The 16,993-nt window shown below is 66.8% G+C and carries 18 protein-coding genes; 8 read left to right on the forward strand and 10 right to left on the reverse strand.

Going from position 1 to position 16,993, the window contains the following annotated elements; genetic code table 11:
- The first annotated feature begins 1 nt into the window (after nucleotide 1).
- From ACW7G2_RS06540 to mnhG, 3 genes are read left to right on the forward strand one after another with little or no spacing between them, the layout of a single operon-like run.
- A complete protein-coding gene (locus ACW7G2_RS06540; protein WP_456974149.1) occupies nucleotides 2-508 on the forward strand; it encodes a Na+/H+ antiporter subunit E in 507 nt (168 codons plus the stop codon).
- Complete coding sequence (locus ACW7G2_RS06545) at nucleotides 505-774, forward strand: K+/H+ antiporter subunit F (RefSeq protein ID WP_456973942.1); 270 nt, start codon at nucleotides 505-507, stop codon at nucleotides 772-774. Before ACW7G2_RS06540 ends, ACW7G2_RS06545 begins: the two co-directional genes overlap by 4 nt.
- Nucleotides 771-1,139 (forward strand): monovalent cation/H(+) antiporter subunit G, encoded by a 369-nt coding sequence (gene mnhG, locus ACW7G2_RS06550; protein ID WP_456973944.1) that lies wholly within the window; start codon nucleotides 771-773, stop codon nucleotides 1,137-1,139. Before ACW7G2_RS06545 ends, mnhG begins: the two co-directional genes overlap by 4 nt.
- Before the next feature lie 11 nt (nucleotides 1,140-1,150).
- On the opposite strand, the gene ACW7G2_RS06555 is transcribed toward mnhG, so the two are convergent.
- Both ACW7G2_RS06555 and hmgA read right to left on the reverse strand, forming a co-directional pair.
- Nucleotides 1,151-1,798, reverse strand: a complete 648-nt coding sequence (locus tag ACW7G2_RS06555) for a hypothetical protein (protein WP_456973946.1) — start codon at nucleotides 1,796-1,798, stop codon at nucleotides 1,151-1,153.
- Between the two features lie 84 nt (nucleotides 1,799-1,882).
- Nucleotides 1,883-3,196 (reverse strand): homogentisate 1,2-dioxygenase, encoded by a 1,314-nt coding sequence (gene hmgA, locus ACW7G2_RS06560; RefSeq protein ID WP_456973948.1) that lies wholly within the window; start codon nucleotides 3,194-3,196, stop codon nucleotides 1,883-1,885.
- Between the two features lie 83 nt (nucleotides 3,197-3,279).
- Between hmgA and ACW7G2_RS06565 the strand changes: the two genes are divergently transcribed.
- A complete protein-coding gene (locus tag ACW7G2_RS06565; RefSeq protein ID WP_456973950.1) occupies nucleotides 3,280-3,636 on the forward strand; it encodes a DUF5362 family protein in 357 nt (118 codons plus the stop codon).
- A gap of 52 nt (nucleotides 3,637-3,688) precedes the next feature.
- Here the strand turns inward: ACW7G2_RS06565 and hppD are convergent, their stop codons facing one another.
- Nucleotides 3,689-4,750 carry a 4-hydroxyphenylpyruvate dioxygenase gene (gene hppD, locus ACW7G2_RS06570; RefSeq protein ID WP_456974151.1) on the reverse strand — a complete coding sequence of 354 codons (1,062 nt, stop codon included), beginning with the start codon at nucleotides 4,748-4,750 and terminating at the stop codon, nucleotides 3,689-3,691.
- Between the two features lie 142 nt (nucleotides 4,751-4,892).
- Between hppD and ACW7G2_RS06575 the strand changes: the two genes are divergently transcribed.
- Nucleotides 4,893-5,378: a MarR family winged helix-turn-helix transcriptional regulator gene (locus ACW7G2_RS06575; RefSeq protein WP_456973952.1), complete on the forward strand. Its 486-nt coding sequence runs from the start codon at nucleotides 4,893-4,895 to the stop codon at nucleotides 5,376-5,378.
- A 32-nt stretch (nucleotides 5,379-5,410) separates the two neighbouring features.
- Here ACW7G2_RS06575 and ACW7G2_RS06580 read toward each other — a convergent pair whose 3' ends face one another.
- The 4 genes from ACW7G2_RS06580 to ACW7G2_RS06595 form a co-directional block, all read right to left on the reverse strand.
- Nucleotides 5,411-6,961 (reverse strand): peptide MFS transporter, encoded by a 1,551-nt coding sequence (locus ACW7G2_RS06580; RefSeq protein ID WP_456973954.1) that lies wholly within the window; start codon nucleotides 6,959-6,961, stop codon nucleotides 5,411-5,413.
- A 111-nt stretch (nucleotides 6,962-7,072) separates the two neighbouring features.
- Nucleotides 7,073-8,656, reverse strand: a complete 1,584-nt coding sequence (locus ACW7G2_RS06585; protein ID WP_456973956.1) for an AbgT family transporter — start codon at nucleotides 8,654-8,656, stop codon at nucleotides 7,073-7,075.
- Nucleotides 8,657-8,738: 82 nt separating this feature from the next.
- Nucleotides 8,739-9,401, reverse strand: a complete 663-nt coding sequence (locus ACW7G2_RS06590; RefSeq protein ID WP_456973958.1) for an energy-coupling factor ABC transporter permease — start codon at nucleotides 9,399-9,401, stop codon at nucleotides 8,739-8,741.
- Nucleotides 9,402-9,416: 15 nt separating this feature from the next.
- Nucleotides 9,417-10,277, reverse strand: a complete 861-nt coding sequence (locus ACW7G2_RS06595; RefSeq protein WP_456973960.1) for a tryptophan 2,3-dioxygenase — start codon at nucleotides 10,275-10,277, stop codon at nucleotides 9,417-9,419.
- 366 nt (nucleotides 10,278-10,643) lie between these two features.
- Here ACW7G2_RS06595 and pdhA point away from each other — a divergent pair, with 366 nt between their 5' ends.
- Genes pdhA through ACW7G2_RS06610 form a run of 3 tightly spaced genes read left to right on the forward strand, consistent with a single transcriptional unit; the run spans nucleotide 10,644 to nucleotide 14,167 of the window.
- Nucleotides 10,644-11,717 carry a pyruvate dehydrogenase (acetyl-transferring) E1 component subunit alpha gene (pdhA, locus tag ACW7G2_RS06600; protein WP_456973962.1) on the forward strand — a complete coding sequence of 358 codons (1,074 nt, stop codon included), beginning with the start codon at nucleotides 10,644-10,646 and terminating at the stop codon, nucleotides 11,715-11,717.
- Nucleotides 11,714-12,709, forward strand: a complete 996-nt coding sequence (locus ACW7G2_RS06605) for an alpha-ketoacid dehydrogenase subunit beta (RefSeq protein ID WP_456973964.1) — start codon at nucleotides 11,714-11,716, stop codon at nucleotides 12,707-12,709. Before pdhA ends, ACW7G2_RS06605 begins: the two co-directional genes overlap by 4 nt.
- 57 nt (nucleotides 12,710-12,766) lie before the next feature.
- Complete coding sequence (locus tag ACW7G2_RS06610; RefSeq protein ID WP_456973966.1) at nucleotides 12,767-14,167, forward strand: dihydrolipoamide acetyltransferase family protein; 1,401 nt, start codon at nucleotides 12,767-12,769, stop codon at nucleotides 14,165-14,167.
- A 68-nt stretch (nucleotides 14,168-14,235) separates the two neighbouring features.
- On the opposite strand, the gene ACW7G2_RS06615 is transcribed toward ACW7G2_RS06610, so the two are convergent.
- The 3 genes from ACW7G2_RS06615 to ACW7G2_RS06625 form a co-directional block, all read right to left on the reverse strand.
- Nucleotides 14,236-15,177 carry an MBL fold metallo-hydrolase gene (locus ACW7G2_RS06615; RefSeq protein ID WP_456973968.1) on the reverse strand — a complete coding sequence of 314 codons (942 nt, stop codon included), beginning with the start codon at nucleotides 15,175-15,177 and terminating at the stop codon, nucleotides 14,236-14,238.
- A 98-nt stretch (nucleotides 15,178-15,275) separates the two neighbouring features.
- Entirely contained in the window at nucleotides 15,276-15,584 is a 309-nt protein-coding gene (locus ACW7G2_RS06620; RefSeq protein ID WP_456973970.1) for a hypothetical protein, read from the reverse strand.
- The gene (locus tag ACW7G2_RS06625) at nucleotides 15,581-16,918 is read right to left on the reverse strand and encodes a tryptophan--tRNA ligase (RefSeq protein ID WP_456973972.1); all 1,338 of its coding nucleotides are present in this window, start codon (nucleotides 16,916-16,918) and stop codon (nucleotides 15,581-15,583) included. The genes ACW7G2_RS06620 and ACW7G2_RS06625 overlap by 4 nt, the downstream gene beginning before the upstream one ends.
- Nucleotides 16,919-16,993: the final 75 nt, after the last annotated feature.

Here is a 16,993-nt window from a genome sequence, read left to right on the forward strand (position 1 = left end):
CATGAGACGGCTGTTGACCCTGCGGCGCCGCGTGCTGCCCTCGCTGCCGCAGAGCTTCACGGTGTTCGCATTCTGGCTGCTGATGGCCGAAGAGCTGAGCTTCGCCCATATATTGATGGCGCTGGTGCTGGCGGTGGTGATGCCGCTGATTGCCACCCGCCTGGAGCGCGAGTTCGCGCGCATGGCCCGGCTGGACGTGCTGCTGCAGCTGGGTGCGGTGCTGATGTGGGACCTGCTGGTGGCCAATTTCACCGTCGCCCGCCAGGTACTCGGAAATGAGAAGAAGCTGACCCCGCACTTCATCTGGATCCCGCTGGAGCTGACCAACATCCACGGGATCTCGGCCCTGGCCAGCGTGATCACCCTGACACCCGGCACCGTGGCGGCGGCGCTGACCGAAGACCGCAAGTACATGCTGGTGCACGTGCTGAGCACGGACGACCCGCAGGGCATGATCGATGAAATCAAGCAGCGCTATGAAGTCCGGCTGCGGAAGGTGTTCCCATGATCCAGATCGCAATCGTCATCGCCCTGTCCGTGGTCGGGCTGGCCATGCTGATGTCGCTGTGGCGACTGCTGCGCGGCCCCACCGCCCCCGACCGGATCCTGGCCCTGGACACGCTGTATGTAAACGGCGTGGCGCAGCTGATCCTGTTCGGGATGTACCTGGATACCGAGCTCTATTTTGAAGTCGCGCTGATCATCGCCATGCTCGGGTTCTTCAGTACCGTGGTGCTGAGCAAGTACGTGATCCGAAGGGATATCGTGGAATGATCCAGATCCTCGACATCGTCCTGATCCTGCTGCTGGCTACCGGCAGCTTCTTCGCCTTCCTCGGCGCGTTCTCGCTGGTCAAGCTGAGCACCTTCCTGCGCCGGCTGCACGGCCCCACCAAGGCCAGCACCATGGGCGTGGGCTGCATCCTGGTGGCCTCGATCCTGTTCCACAGCTTCTACGGCACCGGCCTGCACCCGCGCGAGCTGCTGATCGTGGTGTTCCTGTTCCTGACCGCGCCGGTCAGCGCGCACCTGATGTCGCGCGCCACGCTGTCGCTGATGGGCGAGCTGCCGCCCACCCCGCCGCGCCCGCCGGATCCGGACGGAGCGGTGCGGGAAGACGTGGACAACCGCAACGCCTGACCCCGCACGGCTCAGCCGCAGCCCTCGACCCAGTCGATCTGCGGAGGCAGCCCGATCCGCCATCGGGTGCTGCGTCCGTCGGCACCGGTTTCAAACAGCAGGACGGCTTCGCCGCCGGCCGGGTCGGCAACGCGCAGATAGTGCCCGCCGTCGATGTACTTGTGCGGACGCTCTTCGACGCCCTCGCCGTAAAGACCGTGGATCGCGTCTGCCGACAGCCCTGCCCGACCCCCACCCGGCGCTTCGATGTCGGGCGCGGTAACGTCGATCCGCACGAAACGGTCGCCGTCGATCATGAAGGCGATGCGGTCACGATCCTCCTGCAGGCGCGCATGCGGCGCCAGGTAATAGCAGCCGCCGGGCTCGGCCGGCACGGCATCGCCCAGATCGCGCCCCCAGGCCATGCGCACGGCTTCCTGATCGGCGCCGAACGGCGCCATGCCGAAGCCCTGGAAGCCGATGGCGCCATCGGCCGGGTACTTGGGAACCTCGGCTTCGTCAACCTCGGGCGTCTGCGCCGATCGGCCAGCCCCGGCGGGATCAGCGCTGGCCTGCGGTTCCGACTCCGGCGCCGGCTCCGGTTGCGGTTGCGCTCCGGGACCGCAGGCGGACAGCATCAGGCAGGCGCACAGGCACAGCGGCAGGGGCAGGCGACTCATACGGATGGTCCGGTCGGGAGGTCCAGCGCAGGGTCACCCGGCCGCCGTCGAGGCAACGCGAAAACCAGCCCCGGGCGAAGCCGGTCAGCGGGGCGGGGTGAAATGGCGGCGCAGTCCCGCCCAACAGGCCTGGTAGTCACGCTGGCGATGGTCCGCCGCCAGCGCCTGGCTGGTGGGACGCAGAACGGCGCGGGTCTCGAACATGAAAGCCATCGTATCCTCGATGACATCCGGCCTGGACAGGTCCGCGCTGGACGCCTTCTCGAAGGTGGCCGCGTCCGGTCCGTGCCCGGTCATGCAGTTGTGCAGCGAGCATCCGCCCGGCGCGAAGCCCTCGGCCTTGGCGTCGTAGGCGCCGTGGATCAGGCCCATGAACTCGCTGGCAATGTTGCGGTGGAACCACGGCGGCCGGAACGTGTCCTGCGCCACCAGCCAGCGCGGCGGGAAGATCGCCAGGTCCATGTTGCTGGTGCCCGGGGTGTCGCTGGGCGAATGCAGCACCAGGAAGATCGATGGATCCGGGTGGTCGAAGCTGATCGAGCCGATGGCGTTGAAGCGGCGCAGGTCGTATTTGTACGGGGCACAGTTGCCGTGCCAGGCCACCACGTCCAGCGGCGAGTGGCCGATGTCGGCCCGCCACAGGTAGCCCTGGAACTTGGCGATCAGTTCGAAATCGCCCTCGTCCTCCTCGTACGCCGCCACCGGGGTGAGGAAGTCGCGCGGATTGGCCAGGCCGTTGGACCCGATCGGCCCCAGGTCCGGCAGCTTCAGCATGGCGCCATAGTTCTCGCACACATAGCCGCGCGCCGCGCCGTCCGGCAACTCCACCCGGAAGCGCACGCCGCGCGGAATGACCGCGATTTCCTGCGGCTCCACTTCAAGCACGCCCAGCTCGGTGGCGATCTTCAACCGGCCCTGCTGGGGCACGATCAGCAGCTCGCCGTCCGCACTGTAGAAGAACCGCCCGCGCATGGACGCGTTGGCGGCATACATGTGCACGCCCACGCCGGTGCCGGCGCGTGAGCCGCCATTGCCCGCCATGGTGAACAGCCCGTCCACGAAGTCCACGGCAGCGTCGTCCGCCGGCATCGGCACCGGGTTCCAGCGCAGCTGGTCCGGGGTGACCGGGCCATCGCCGAAGTCCTCGTGCAGGCGCGGCTGGTGGAACGGCTTGAACTCACCGTGCATCGCCGCCGGGCGGATCCGGTACAGCCAGCTGCGCCGGTTGGCGTGGCGCGGCGCGGTGAACGAGGTGCCGGTCAGCTGTTCGGCGTAGAGCCCGTGCGCAACCCGCTGCGGCGAATTGCGACCGACCGGAAGCGCATCGGCTACCGCCTCGGTGGCGAATTCGTTTCCAAAGCCGGACATGTATCCCTTGGGATTTGCGGCGACAGTCATGGTCTGTTCCTTTGGCAGCGATTGGCGATTAATCTGAATGCGCCACCGATCGGTGGTTTCAACTCACTCAGGGGAAGCTTTCAATGCAATCGAACGACAATCTGCGGGCCGTCATGGCGCCGCTGGTGAACGGCAAGCTGTGGATGAAGCTGCTTGGCGTCATGATGATCATCACCGGCGCGCTGCAGGTGCTGACCATCGTCGGCATCCTCTGGGCCTGGGTGCCCATCTGGCTGGGCGTACTGCTGTTCCAGGCCGCCGGTGCCGCCGAGGAAGCTTCGGCCAGCGGGGATGTGGCCACTGCAACCCGGGCAACCGACAAGCTGCGCCTGTTTTTCATGATCCAGGGCATCCTGCTGCTGATCTCGCTCATCGTGTTCGCACTGATGCTGCTGCTCGGCGGGGCCGCCATGTTCGCCGGTCTTGCCGGCAGCTACTGACACCGGAATGCCGGGGCCGTGCCGCTGAAGCGGTCGGCCCCGGCCTATACCGTCAGAGCACGCCGCGCGCCATCTGGTCGCGCTCGATCGACTCGAACAGGGCCTGGAAGTTGCCCTCGCCAAAGCCCTCGTTGCCCTTGCGCTGGATGATCTCGAAGAAGATCGGGCCGAACGCGTTCTTGCCGAAGATCTGCAGCAGCTTGCGCTGCTTGGTTTCCGGATCGGCATCGATCAGGATCGCATTCTTGCGCAGGCGCTCAACATCTTCGCCGTGGTCGGGCACGCGCTGGTCGATCACGTCGAAGTAGGCGTCAGGCGTATCGAGGAAGTCGATGCCCGCCTCGCGCATCTTCTCCACCGACTCGTAGATGTCATCGGTGAACAGCGCGATGTGCTGGATGCCCTCGCCCTTGTACTCGCGCAGGTACTCGTTGATCTGGCTCTTGTCGTCGTTGGATTCGTTGAGCGGAATGCGCACCACGCCGTCCGGCGCGGTCATGGCCTTGGACAGCAGGCCGGTCTTGGCGCCCTTGATGTCGAAGTAGCGGATCTCGCGGAAGTTGAACAGCTTCTCGTAGTACTCCGACCACTTGCCCATGTTGCCCAGGAACAGGTTGTGGGTGAGGTGGTCGATGAAGGTCAGGCCGAAGCCCTTCGGGTTCTGGTCCACGCCCGGCAGCGGCTCGTAGTCGGCGTAGACGTCGCTGCTGCTGTCGTCGATCAGGTACAGCATGCAGTCGCCGATGCCCTTGATCACCGGGAAGTCGACCACGCGGGTGTCGGCCTTGTGCTCCATCTTCTCGCCGCCGCTGGCCAGCACGTGCTCGAGCACTTCGGCCGGGGCCTTCTTGAAGCGGATGGCGAAACCGGAGGCCGACGGACCATGGTTGGCGGCGAAGTCGGAGGCGAAGGAATCCGCCTGTTCGTTGAGCAGGAAGTTGATGGTGCCTTGGCGGAACAGGGTGATTTCACGCTCGCGGTGCTTGGCGATCGCGGTGAACCCGAGCTTCCCGAGGTAATCGCGCATGCGCGCACCCTCGCCCGCCGGCGCGGCGAATTCGACGAACTCGAAGCCGTTGATGCCCATCGGGTTTTCGAAGGTGGTGACCTCCATGCCGAGGTTGGGGCCCTGCTGGGTCTGGGTAGTCATGGGGGAACTCCGTGTTTGAGGCCGGGCGCGCCGTGGCGACGCTGGCAAATGGGACGAACCTATGGTTATAGTTTCACTTGTAACCATTTGCAAGGCGCAGCGCAGCATGGCAAAGCCCCCTTCCGATGCGCGCAGGCGCAGCAAGGCCGACGCCAGCCGCGTCATCCTGAAGCTGGAACATTTCCTTCCCTACCGGCTCAGCGTGATCTCCAACCACGTCAGCCAGACCATCGCCGACGTGTATGCGGAGCGCTTCGGCATCAGCATCACCGAGTGGCGGGTGCTGGCCGTGCTGGGGCGCTATCCGGAGCTGTCGGCCAGCGCCGTGGCCGAGCGCACCGCGATGGACAAGGTGGCGGTGAGTCGTGCGGTCACGCGCCTGACCCAGGCGGGCCTGATCCAGCGCGACATCCACGACAGCGACCGCCGCCGCTCGGTCCTGCGCCTGAGCGGCCCCGGCCTGGATGTCTACGACCAGGTGGTGCCCATGGCTTTGGACTATGAGCGCGAACTGCTGGCCAGCCTGGATGAAGAAGAGCGGGCGACGCTTGATCGACTGCTGACCCGCCTGGACCTGGCCTCACGGCCCTGACTCCGGTCCAGGCGGTGTCCGCTCCCGGGGAATCAGACCCTGCCGTCCTTCCCCATCACATCTTCGTGCATCAGCTTGCGCACCAGCGGCGAAATCACGATCACGCCGACGCCTACCCCGATGGCCACCCAGCCGATCTGGGAGTACACCTCGACCACCTGGGTGGTGCTGCCTTCTTCGGACCCGCCACCGGCCGTAGCCCGGGCGATCAGGCCGGCGATGAAGTTGCCCGCAGCGCTGGCCAGGAACCAGGTACCCATCATCAAACCCGCCATACGCGCCGGCGCCAGCTTGGTCATCGCCGACAGGCCCACCGGTGACAGGCACAGCTCACCCATGGTGTGCAGCAGGTAGATCAGGAAAATGAAGATCACCGGGGTCATGCCGCTGCCGCTGGCCATGACTCCTGCCACCAGCACCAGGAAGCCGATGCCCAGCTGGATCAGGCCCAGCCCGAACTTGGCCGGCGTGGACGGCTCGAGGTTGCGCTTGGCCAGCGTAAGCCAGAGCCACGCGAACAGCGGCGCAAGCAGGATGATGTAGATCGAGTTCAGCGACTGGAACATCCCCGGCGGCACCTCCCATCCGAAGATCGTCCGGTCCACGTAGCGGTCGGTAAACACGTTCAGCGAGGAACCCGCCTGCTCGAACAGGGACCAGAACAGCGGCTGCAGACCGATCAGGAACAGCGCGGCGAAGATGCGGTGGCGCTCGACCCGGTCAAGCTTGCTCACCGCCGTGAGCACGATGTACAGCACCACCGCACCGCCGAAAACGGCCAGCAGCAGGCCTACGGCCGACTGGTACTGCACCAGGAACCACACCACCACCACGCCGAGCAGACCACCCAGGTACACCCGCCATTCCAGCGGAATGCCCGCCACGCGCTCGCGCAGCCGCTCGGGATCGGGAGCCTCGCCCGCGCCCATCAGCGTAGGCCGGCCCCACACGAACACAGCCAGACCCAGCAGCATGCCCACGCCGGCCGCGCCGAAGCCCCAGTTCCAGCCCCAGGCATGACCGAGGTAACCCACCAGCAGCGATCCCAGCGCGGCGCCGAGGTTGATGCCCATGTAGAAAATGGTGAATGCGGGATCGCGGCGGATGTCACCCTGACCGTAGAGCTGTCCCACCATCACCGAGATGCTGGACTTGAGGAAGCCCACACCCATGATGATGAAGGCCAGCGCCAGCCAGAAGATGTTGATGAACATGCCGCTCTGCATGTCCGCGGCGGTCAGTTCCGGATACTGCGCCGGCCCGGGCCCTTCAAAAGCCATCAATCCATGGCCGATCACCAGCAGGATCGCGCCGAACTGCACCGCCCTGCGTTGGCCCAGGTACCTGTCTGCCAGATAGCCGCCCACCACCGGGGTGATGTACACCAGCGCCGTGTAGGCGCCGTAGATGACGTAGGACTTCTCCTCGGAGAACATCCAGTGCTGGATGAGGTAGAAGATCAGGATCGCGCGCATCCCGTAGTACGAGAAGCGCTCCCACATCTCGGCGAAGAACAGCACGAACAGGCCGCGTGGATGGCCGAAGAAGGTCTTGCCTTCGGCAGGGATGGGGTTGTTGGACACGGATCTGATACTCCCGGACATGCGGGCCCTCGCGGGCATCACTGGAAATTTACACTACCGACGGCTGCGGTTGCGGTTGGGGTTGCGGAAAATCGCACCCGACGGCGGCCGTCAGGTGCCTGGATACACATAGCTGGAGCCCACGCCCAGCGGGATCCCCAGCGCCCAGAAGGCGATCAGGAACAGGGTCCAGACCACCAGCAGGCTGAACGCGAAGGGCAGCATCAATGACAGCAGCGTGCCCACGCCGGCGGACTTCACGTACTTCTGGCAGAACACCACGATCAGCGGGAAGTACGGCAGCAACGGGGTAACGATATTGGTACTCGAATCACCCACGCGGTACGCGGCCTGGGTCAGGTCGGGCGAGATGCCCAGCTGCATCATCATCGGCACCATGATCGCGCCGATCAGCGCCCACTTCGCCGAGGCGGAACCGATCAGCAGGTTCACCGCTCCCGACAGCAGCACGATGCCGACCAGCGTCAACGACATGTGCAACCCCAAGGACTGCAGGCCATTGGCGCCCTTGATGGCCAACAGCACGCCCAGGTTCGACTGGGTGAAGGCATAGATGAACTGCGCGGCGAAGAACGCCATGACGATGTAGTAACCCATCCCGCTCATCGACTTGCTCATGCCCTCGATGATGCCGCGATGGCTCTTGACGGTACCGGCGACGTAGCCGTACACCACGCCGGGGATCAGGAAGAAAATGAAGATCAGGGCGACGATCGACTGCATCAGCGGCGCGGTGAATGCCAGCAGCGGCTGGGTGCCGGGGGCAAGCGTCGCCGGATCGGCGGCCCAGGGCGTGCCCGCCGGCAACAGGGTCAGCACGAACAGCAGGATGGCAACGGCCATCGCCGCCACCGAGGCCACCAGACCACGCCGCTCGTTGGGCTGAAGCGCCTCCATGGTCGGCATGTCGCCGATATCACCATCCACCTTGGTCGCCTTCAACCGGGGCTCGATCACCCGGTCGGTCAGGAACCAGCCCACCAGGATCACCAGGAAGGTCGAGGCGGTGGTGAAAAAATAGTTGTTGAGCGGGTTGATCTCCATGGCCGGATCCAGGATCCGCGCCGCCTCCTGGGTCAGGCCGGCCAGCATCGGATCAAGGCTGGAGGGAACGAAGAAGGTCGCTGAAAACCCGCCAGAAACACCTGCGAATGCCGCTGCGATGCCGGCCAGCGGATGCCGCCCGGCGGCGTAGAAGATCACCGCGCCCAGCGGGATCACCAGCACGTAGCCGGCGTCAACCGCGATGTGGCTGAGGATGCCCACGCCGATCAGCGCAGGGGTCAGCAGCATCTTCGGGGTCACGCTCAGGATCGCCCTCAGCAGCGCGTTGATGAAGCCGGTGTGCTCGGCCACGCCCAGGCCCAGCATCGCCACCAGCACCACGCCCAGCGGGGCGAAGTTGACGAAGGTCTGCACCATGGTGGCCATGAACGCGGTCAGGCTCGCACCCGACAGCAGGTTGTTGACCGCAACCGGATCACCGGTGCGCGGATCGATCTCGCTGAAGGACCAGCCGGACATCACCGCCGAGACCACCCAGGTCAGCAGCATCAGGATCAGGAACAGCATCGCCGGATCCGGCAGCCTGTTGCCAACGCGCTCGACGACGTCGAGCATGCGCGTCACAACGCCACGGGGCGCGGGCGTGACATCGGGGTCCGGGTGGCTCATTCATGACTCCTGGCTGAAGGTGAATCCGCCGCATGCTAGCAGCCCGGGCGCGTCCGGGTACCCCCCAATAGCCACATTGCAGCTACATCGGCCGCTCCGGCCACAGGTACACCTTGTCGTCAAACGACACGCACCACTGCGGCCGGTACACCACGATCACCGCCATCAGCGTGCCGGTCAGGAAAGCCTCGGCCAGCGCCAGCAGGGGAGTGGCCACCAGATAGGCTGCTGCCGAGCGGCTGCCCAGCCAGGCGACCAGCGCAAACTTGGCCAGCACCGAGGCCGCCATGGCCACGGCGGCGGCGAAGAAGGCATTGCCCATCACGTACACGACGATGTTGTGCGGCAGCCAGCGCCGCACCGCACGCGAGAACACCGCGGTCACCGCCACCGGCAGCGCACCGGTCACCAGGAAATCCATCGCCCAGCCGTGCCAGGCCGCTCCCATCAGCACCCCGGACAGGCTCGCCACAGCCATCACCCAGCACGCCGGGCCCGCGCCCACCAGCAGGGTGGCGATAGTGGCCCCGGTCAGGTGCAGCATCACCCCCTGCAGCGGCGCGGTGTTGAACCAGCGCACCGCCATCAGTACCAGGGCCAGCCCCAGCAATACCCGGACCGCTTCCGGCCCGGCCCCGTGCAGGCGCCGCCACAGCGGCCGCCCCTGCCAGGCCAGCACCAGCGCCGCCAGTGCCCAGGCGACTGATTGCACCCAGAACGGCAGGCTCGGCTGCGTGACTTCCATGGCCGCCAGCCGGACTCAGCCGCCCTGCCCGATCCGCGTGCGGGCATCGAACAGTTCGGGGAAGAAACTGAGGTCCAGCGCCTGCTTCAGGAAGCCGACGCCGCTCGAGCCCCCGGTGCCGCGCTTGAAGCCGATGATCCGCAGCACGGTGCGCATGTGCCGGTAGCGCCACAGCTGGAACTGGCTTTCCAGATCCACCAGGTCTTCGCACAGCGAGTATTCGCGCCAGCAGCCGTCGGTGTCGGCATAGATGGCCGCGAAGATATCCACCAGCGCGTCATCGTGAACGTGCGGCTGCGTCCAGTCCCGCTCCAGATGGCGCTGCGGCACCGGATGTCCCTGACGGGCGAGGTAGCGCAGGAACTCGTCGTACAGCCCCGGCGCTTCCAGCGCTGCGCGCAGGCTGGCCTGGCCCGCAGGATCGTAGGAAAACACCTTCAGCATGTCCGCGTTCTTGTTGCCCAACAGGAACTCCACCGTGCGGTACTGCAGCGACTGGAAACCGGAGGACGGGCCAAGGAGGTTGCGGAACTCCGCATATTCGGCCGGGGTGAGCGTCTCCAGCACCGACCACTGCTCGGTCAGCTGGTGCAGCACCTTCTTGCAGCGCGCCAGCACCTTCCGGCACGGCCCCCGCTGGTCGTTGCGCAGGTATTCCAGCGCGGCGCGCAGCTCGTGGATGATCAGCTTCAGCCACAGCTCCGACACGTGGTGCTGCACGATGAACAGCATCTCGTCGTGGTGCTGCGGCTCCGACACCGGCTGCTGGGCAGCCAGCAGCAGATCCAGGCGCAGATAGCCGCCGTAGGTCAGGCTGCCATCCAGATCGGTATGGATGCCCTCTTCAAGCGGGCGCTGATTGCGGTCTTCAGTCATGCCCGCAGATTACCCGAGTGCCCCGCCGCCACGCGAACACCAGTTCACGCCCCCGGTGCCGACCGTTGCCCCCTCTCTCCGGAGCCGAGCCCCGCCGTGGCCGGGAGGCCTTCGCAGCGAAGTAAAGGAGGAGGCCTCCGCCGCAGGCGGAGGCCGGGGGACATGAGCAGCGAAGGCCTCCCGGCCGCGGCGGGGCCCCTCAAGTCACAGCACACCAGATCACCGCGCAGCAAAAAAGTGCCCACCCCCAGCGCCCCAAAACCCCAAACCAACCAGATTCCGAACCTGAAGTCATGCCGCACCGCGCAATATCGCCATAACCCGGACCAGCTATCATTGCCGTCTTGTCCCGAACTCGTTGATTCCATGACTGTCGCCGCTAAATTCGAGATCGAATACCTGCAATACCTCGGCCAGGACGGCAAACTCGTTGCCGAACTGCCCGAAGCATTCCGGGATCCCCAGACCCTCGTGCCCATGTTCAAACAGATGCTGTTCGTACGCACGTTCGACAGCAAGGCCATCAAGCTGCAGCGTACCGGCAAGCTCGGTACCTATGCCGCCAGCCTTGGCCACGAAGCCGCCCACGTCGGAATCGGCGCCGCCATGCGGCCCGAAGACGTCTTCGCCCCCAGCTACCGCGAATACGGCGCGCAGTTCATGCGCGGCGTGAAGCCCCGCGACGTCCTGATGTACTGGGGCGGGGACGAGCGTGGCAACGACTTCGAAGTGCCGCGCAACGACTACCCGTGGTGCGTGCCGATCTCCACCCAGTGCCTGATGGCCGCCGGCGCCGCCCTGTCGTTCAAGCTGCGCAAGCAGGACCGCGTGGCCGTGGCCTGCTGCGGAGATGGCGGCTCGTCCAAGACCGACTTCTACGCCGCCGTGAACTCCGCCGGCGCGTTCAAGGCGCCGCTGGTGCTGTGCGTGATCAACAACGGCTGGGCCATCTCCGTGCCGCGCTCGGCCCAGACCGGTGCCGAGACCCTGGCCCAGAAGGGCCTGGCCGGCGGCCTGCACTGCCTGCAGCTGGACGGCAACGACCTGATCGCCGTGCTGGAAGGCATGCGCCGCGCCACCGAGCGCGCCCGCAAGGGCGAAGGCGGCACCGTCATCGAGATGATGACCTACCGCCTGCACGACCACACCACCGCCGACGACGCCAGCCGCTACCGCGACGAGGCCGAGGTCAAGGACGGCTGGACGCGTGAACCCATGACCCGGCTGCGCACGTACCTGACTGATGCAGGCGTGTGGAGCGAAGACGAGGAGAAGGCCTGGCTGGCCGAGTGCGAGGAGAAGGTGGACGTGGAAATCAACGCCTACCTCAGCACCCCGGTGCAGCCGGTGGAAGCCATGTTCGACTATCTGTATGCCGATCCGCCGGCCGACCTGCTGGCCCAACGTCAGGAAGCCATCGAGCGGGAGGGCCGGGCATGAGCACCACGCAGGCCAATCCGATCACGTTGATCGAAGCACTGACCCAGGCCATGGCCTACGAAATGCGCGTTGATGAGCGCGTCGTGGTGCTGGGCGAGGACGTGGGCGTGAACGGCGGCGTGTTCCGCGCCACCGCCGGGCTGCACTCCGAGTTCGGCAGCGAGCGCGTCATCGACACCCCGCTGGATGAAACCACCATCGCCGGTCTGACCGTGGGCATGGCCAGCCAGGGCATGCTGCCCATCGCCGAGGCCCAGTTCGACGGCTTCATGTACCCGATGGTCGACTTCATCGTCAGCCATGCCGCGCGCATGCGCTACCGCACCCGCGGCCGCCTGACCTGCCCGATGGTGCTGCGCGTGCCGTGGGGCGGTGGCATCCGCGCGCCGGAGCACCACAGCGAGGCCAACGAGTCCATCTTCACCAACGTGCCAGGCCTGCGCGTGGTCATGCCATCCTCGCCGCAGCGCGCCTACGGCATGCTGCTGTCGGCGATCCGCGAGCCGGATCCGGTGATCTTCTTCGAGCCCAAGCGCATCTACCGCCAGTACAAGGAAATGGTGCCGGACGACGGCGAAGCCCTGCCGCTGGACGTGTGCTACGTGCTGCGTGACGGTACCGACGTGACCCTGGTGACCTGGGGCGCGCAGGTGAAGGAAGCCCTTGAGGCCGCCGACAAGCTGGCCGGCGAGGGCATCAGCGCCGAAGTGATCGACGTGGCCACCCTGCGTCCGCTGGACTTCGTCACCATCGCCGAGTCGGTCAGCAAGACCGGCCGCTGCGTGATCGTGCAGGAAGCCCCGAAGACCGCCGGTTTCGGCGCCGAGATCGCCGCGCGCCTGGCCGAGGAGTCCATGTTCGACCTGGTCGCCCCGGTCGAGCGCGTCACCGGCCCGGACACGCACATCCCGCTGTTCCGCCTGGAAATGAAGTTCCTGCCCAGCGTGGAGCGGGTGGTCGAAGCAGCCAAGCGCGCCGTGTCCCACGGCTGATCCATCCGGACCCTACAACCTGTCGGCGGGCCACGGCCCGCCCTATGGATAAACGCCATGAGCAACAAGAAGACCTTTTTCCTGCCCGACCTGGGCGAAGGCCTGCCGGACGCCACCATCGTCGATTGGAGCGTCAAGGAAGGCGACACCATCCGCCTGGACGACCCGTTGGTGTCCATGGAGACCGCCAAGGCCGTGGTCGAGGTGCCCTCCCCGGTCTCGGGCAAGGTGCTGAAGCTGTCCGGCGAGTCGGGTGACGTGATCATCACCGGCGCCATGCTGGCCGAGTTCGAGATGGATCCCTCCATGCCGCAGCGCGCCGAAGGCCAGGACACCGGCCACAATCACGGCGGCGGCGACAAGGGCGTGGGCAGCCAGGATCCGGCGCCCGATGACCGCGTGGTTGCTTCAGACGACGGCGGTGCGATCGAGGCCGAAGGCGAGCCCGCGGCCAAGGGCGAGGTACGCCAGGATGCCGGCACCGTGGTCGGCGCCATGCAGTCCTCCGACCATGTCCACACCGAGCAGGCCGTGGCCGTTGGCGGCGTCAAGGCGATGCCCGCCGTGCGCGCCATGGCGCGCAAGCTGGGCGTGGACCTGAGCCGGGTGACGGCAACCGGTCCCAACGGCGTGGCCAGCCTGGCCGACGTGAAGAAGGCTGCTGCCGACGGCACCGCCAAGGCTGGCGCCGCTCCGGCGCAGCGCGCGGTGGACCGCGCGGCCCAGGCACCCGCGCCCGCGCCTGCCGCGGCTGCACAGCGTGGCCCCGTGTCGCAGTCCGGCCGTCCGATGCGCACCCAGCCGCCAGGCGTCGCCGCCACCGGCCAGCCGGAGCAGCTCAAGGGCGTGCGCCGCAACATGGCCCGGGTTATGGCCGATGCGCACAGCCAGGTGGTGCCGACCACCCTGGTGGACGATGCCGACCTGCACGCCTGGATCGGCAAGCAGGACATCACCGGACGCCTGATCCGCGCCATCTGCACCGCCGCCAAGGCCGTGCCGGCGCTGAACGCCTGGTTCGACGGCAAGAACCTGACCCGCACCATGCACCCGCACGTGGACATCGGTATCGCCGTGGACACCGATGACGGCCTGTTCGTGCCGGCCCTGCGCAATGCCGACGTGCTTGACGCCACCGGCGTGCGCTCGGCCATCCAGCGCCTGCGCCAGCAGGTCGAAGACCGCAGCATTCCCGCCAGCGAGCTGTCGGGCTACACCATCAGCCTGTCCAACTTCGGCATGTTTGCCGGCCGCTACGCCACTCCGGTGGTGGTGCCGCCGTGCGTTGCCATCGTGGGCGCGGGCAAGCTGAGCCACGACGTGGTGGCGGTGATGGGCGGCATCGAAGTGCACCGCCGCATGCCGATCTCGCTGACGTTCGACCACCGCGCCGCCACCGGCGGCGAAGCCGCCCGCTTCCTCAAGGCGCTGCTGGACGATCTGTCACTGCCGCAGTAAGCCACGACCGGCCCGCCCCGCACCGGGGCGGGCCCCGTCTCCAGGGTTTGAGCTTCAAGCCTTGATCTTCAGGCCGTCGCCGTCTTGCGGCTGCGGTCCAGCCACACGCCCAGCCCCTGGGCGTTGAGCTCGATATCCATCGCCAGAAGCTCCGGCACCAGCTGTTCGGCGCGGTCGATCCCTTGTCTCTGGGCCCGTTCCACGTACAGCCGCGACAGCGCACGGCGCAGCCGGACATTCCGTTCCGGACTGTCCTCCAGTCCGCGGGCCAGATCCACCATCGCATCCACCTGGGCGATCAGACTGGTGCCCAGCTGCTGTGCACGCGCCACCCTGCCGTAATGGGTCACGTACACCGCCTGCGGTGCCTCCGCCAGGATCCGGCGGATGGAGCCGCGCAACGCATCCGGATCAAACTGCACCGGCGAGGTGCTGGGCACGATGAAGGCACCGCGGTCTGAATCCAGCTCCCGGTAGGAGATGCCGAAGGTATCGCCGCAGAACCAGCTGCGGCTGCGCGCATCCCAGACCGAAAGGTGGTGCCCGGCGTGGCCGGGCGTGTGCACGCAGCGCAGCGGCCTGCCGGCGAGATCCAGCACCTGGCCGCTGGCCAGGATGCGCATTCGATCCTCGGCGATGGGCGTGAGCGACCCGTGGTGCAGGTCGTACTCATCGCCATAGACCGCCCGCGCGCTGGCCTCCAGCCGGGCGGGATCACGCATGTGCCGCGCACCCCGTGGATGCACTGCGAAGGTGGCGTTGGGCAGCTGCTGCATCAGCGGCCCGGCGCCGCCCGCATGGTCCAGGTGCACGTGGGTGGCAATCACCCAGTCCACGTCGGCGGGCTCTAGCCCTTGCTCCTGCAGCGCCGCCAGCAGCCGCGGCACGCTCTTGCCGGTGCCGGTGTCGATGAAGGCCGCGCGCCCGTTTTCGATCACCAGATAGGCGGCACAGAACCCCGGCCGCACATAGCCGGTATCGATCGTGACAATGCCATCCGGGGCAGACATGCCTGACTGGAACTCCAATGATCTGCTGAACTGGAAGTCAGTCTAGGCCGCGCCAGCCAAAGCAGGGATCCTGCTTTGGTCGCAGTCGGCGCGTGCGCTCAGCGTTTGCGAAGGATCCGCGGGCGCAGGAAAAAGGCGGCCGTCATCACCGCCAGGTACACGGCATAGCCGATCGCCGTGGCCAGGATCTGGCCCCACATGCGTCCGTAGTCCGGATCGGCCACTTCCAGCGCCCAGTACTGGCTGTATGCAAACGCGACTATCGCCAGCAGCAGGGCCAGCACGTCGTAAACCCGTCGCGCGCGGCCGCGGGGCTGGCGCGGATAGATCCAGAACAACGCACCCAGGATCAGGAACCACGGCACGAACAGGATCAGCGCCAGGTTGAGCTCAACCAGCGAGTTCAAAGCTCGGCCTCGGCAAAGCGGGCGAGCGCCTCCATCAGCTGCTCCACGGCGACCGCCTCGCCCAGCCGGCCGATCAGGTCACCGCCCAGGTGCACGCCCCCCTCCTCCACATGGTGCAGGCCGGCACCGGCCTCGCGCTTGAGCCGGGCAATCAGCTGGCCCGCCCCGCGGGGGGACTCGTGGCCTTCGCTCTGCAGCAGCAGGCGTTCGCCATCGACCAGCTTGAAGTAGAAGCGGCCGTCATCTTCGCGGTACTGCTTGAACTGGGGCGGTGCAACAGGCGCCGCTTCCCTGGCCTCTGCTTGCGCGGCCAGCGGCTGCGACAGGTCGTGCAGGCCTACGGCCGAGCGCAGCTCGCGCAGGAACGGCGCGGCCACCTCTTCGCGCAGGCGTGCCGCGCCCTCGCGCAGCTGGCGCTCAATCGCGGCCGGATCAGCCACCAGCGCGTTGTAGCGGTCGCGCAGCGGCGCCACCTCCACGTCAATGCGCTCGAACAGGCGCTCCTTGGCCTCGCCCCAGGCAATGCCGGCGGCGAACGCCTCCTGCATCGCCGCGGCTTCCGACCCGCTCGCGAACGCGCGATACAGCTCGAACAGCGCCGAGCCTTCAGTGTCCTTGGCCTCACCCGGCGCGCGCGAGTCGGTCACGATCGAGAACACCGCCTTGCGCAGCTGCTCGCGCGGAGCAAACAGCGGGATCACGTTGTCGTAGCTCTTGCTCATCTTGCGGCCGTCCAGGCCGGGAAGCGTGGCCACCTGCTCCTCCACCAGCGCCTCGGGCAGGGTGAAGTGCTCGCCGTAGAGATGGTTGAAGCGCTGGCCGAAATCACGCGCCATCTCGATGTGCTGGATCTGGTCGCGGCCCACCGGCACCTGGTCGGCGTTGAACAGCAGAATGTCGGCGGCCATCAGCACCGGATACATGAAAAGCCCGGCGGTCACCCCGGCGTCGTCGTCCTCTCCGTCCTCCCGGTTGCGGTCCACTGCGGCCTTGTAGGCGTGGGCGCGGTTGAGCAGGCCCTTGCCGGCCACACAGGTCAGCAGCCAGGTCAGTTCGGTGGTCTCGGGGATATCGGACTGGCGGTAGAACGCCACCCGCTCCGGATCCAGGCCGCAGGCCAGCCAGCTGGCCGCGACCTCCAGGGTGGAACGCTGCACGCGGGCCGGGTCATGGGTGCTGATCAGGGCGTGGTAGTCGGCGAGGAAGAAGAAGCTCTCCACGCCTGGCGCTTCACTGGCAGTGATCGCAGGGCGGATGGCGCCCACGTAGTTGCCCAGGTGCGGTACGCCGGTGGGCTTGATGCCGGTAAGGACGCGAAGCGGACGTTGGCTCATTGCATGCTGTATTGCGGACGGCCCAGCAGTTTAACCGGTGCCGCGGAAGGCCTGCACCGGCGCTCTGGACATGCA

The organism is Luteimonas sp. A277, from assembly GCF_054052045.1.

Bases quoted from the DNA above. Each gene is read 5' to 3' on its own strand.
- pdhA (WP_456973962.1), top strand. From the start codon at position 10,644: ATGACTGTCGCCGCTAAATTCGAGATCGAATACCTGCAATACCTCGGC.
- ACW7G2_RS06540 (WP_456974149.1), top strand. From the start codon at position 2: ATGAGACGGCTGTTGACCCTGCGGCGCCGCGTGCTGCCCTCGCTGCCG.
- ACW7G2_RS06610 (WP_456973966.1), top strand. From the start codon at position 12,767: ATGAGCAACAAGAAGACCTTTTTCCTGCCCGACCTGGGCGAAGGCCTG.
- ACW7G2_RS06605 (WP_456973964.1), top strand. From the start codon at position 11,714: ATGAGCACCACGCAGGCCAATCCGATCACGTTGATCGAAGCACTGACC.
- ACW7G2_RS06585 (WP_456973956.1), bottom strand. From the start codon at position 8,656: ATGAGCCACCCGGACCCCGATGTCACGCCCGCGCCCCGTGGCGTTGTG.
- ACW7G2_RS06565 (WP_456973950.1), top strand. From the start codon at position 3,280: ATGCAATCGAACGACAATCTGCGGGCCGTCATGGCGCCGCTGGTGAAC.
- ACW7G2_RS06625 (WP_456973972.1), bottom strand. From the start codon at position 16,918: ATGAGCCAACGTCCGCTTCGCGTCCTTACCGGCATCAAGCCCACCGGC.
- hmgA (WP_456973948.1), bottom strand. From the start codon at position 3,196: ATGACTGTCGCCGCAAATCCCAAGGGATACATGTCCGGCTTTGGAAAC.
- ACW7G2_RS06615 (WP_456973968.1), bottom strand. From the start codon at position 15,177: ATGTCTGCCCCGGATGGCATTGTCACGATCGATACCGGCTATGTGCGG.
- ACW7G2_RS06575 (WP_456973952.1), top strand. From the start codon at position 4,893: ATGGCAAAGCCCCCTTCCGATGCGCGCAGGCGCAGCAAGGCCGACGCC.
- mnhG (WP_456973944.1), top strand. From the start codon at position 771: ATGATCCAGATCCTCGACATCGTCCTGATCCTGCTGCTGGCTACCGGC.
- hppD (WP_456974151.1), bottom strand. From the start codon at position 4,750: ATGGAGGTCACCACCTTCGAAAACCCGATGGGCATCAACGGCTTCGAG.
- ACW7G2_RS06555 (WP_456973946.1), bottom strand. From the start codon at position 1,798: ATGAGTCGCCTGCCCCTGCCGCTGTGCCTGTGCGCCTGCCTGATGCTG.
- ACW7G2_RS06545 (WP_456973942.1), top strand. From the start codon at position 505: ATGATCCAGATCGCAATCGTCATCGCCCTGTCCGTGGTCGGGCTGGCC.
- ACW7G2_RS06595 (WP_456973960.1), bottom strand. From the start codon at position 10,277: ATGACTGAAGACCGCAATCAGCGCCCGCTTGAAGAGGGCATCCATACC.
- ACW7G2_RS06590 (WP_456973958.1), bottom strand. From the start codon at position 9,401: ATGGAAGTCACGCAGCCGAGCCTGCCGTTCTGGGTGCAATCAGTCGCC.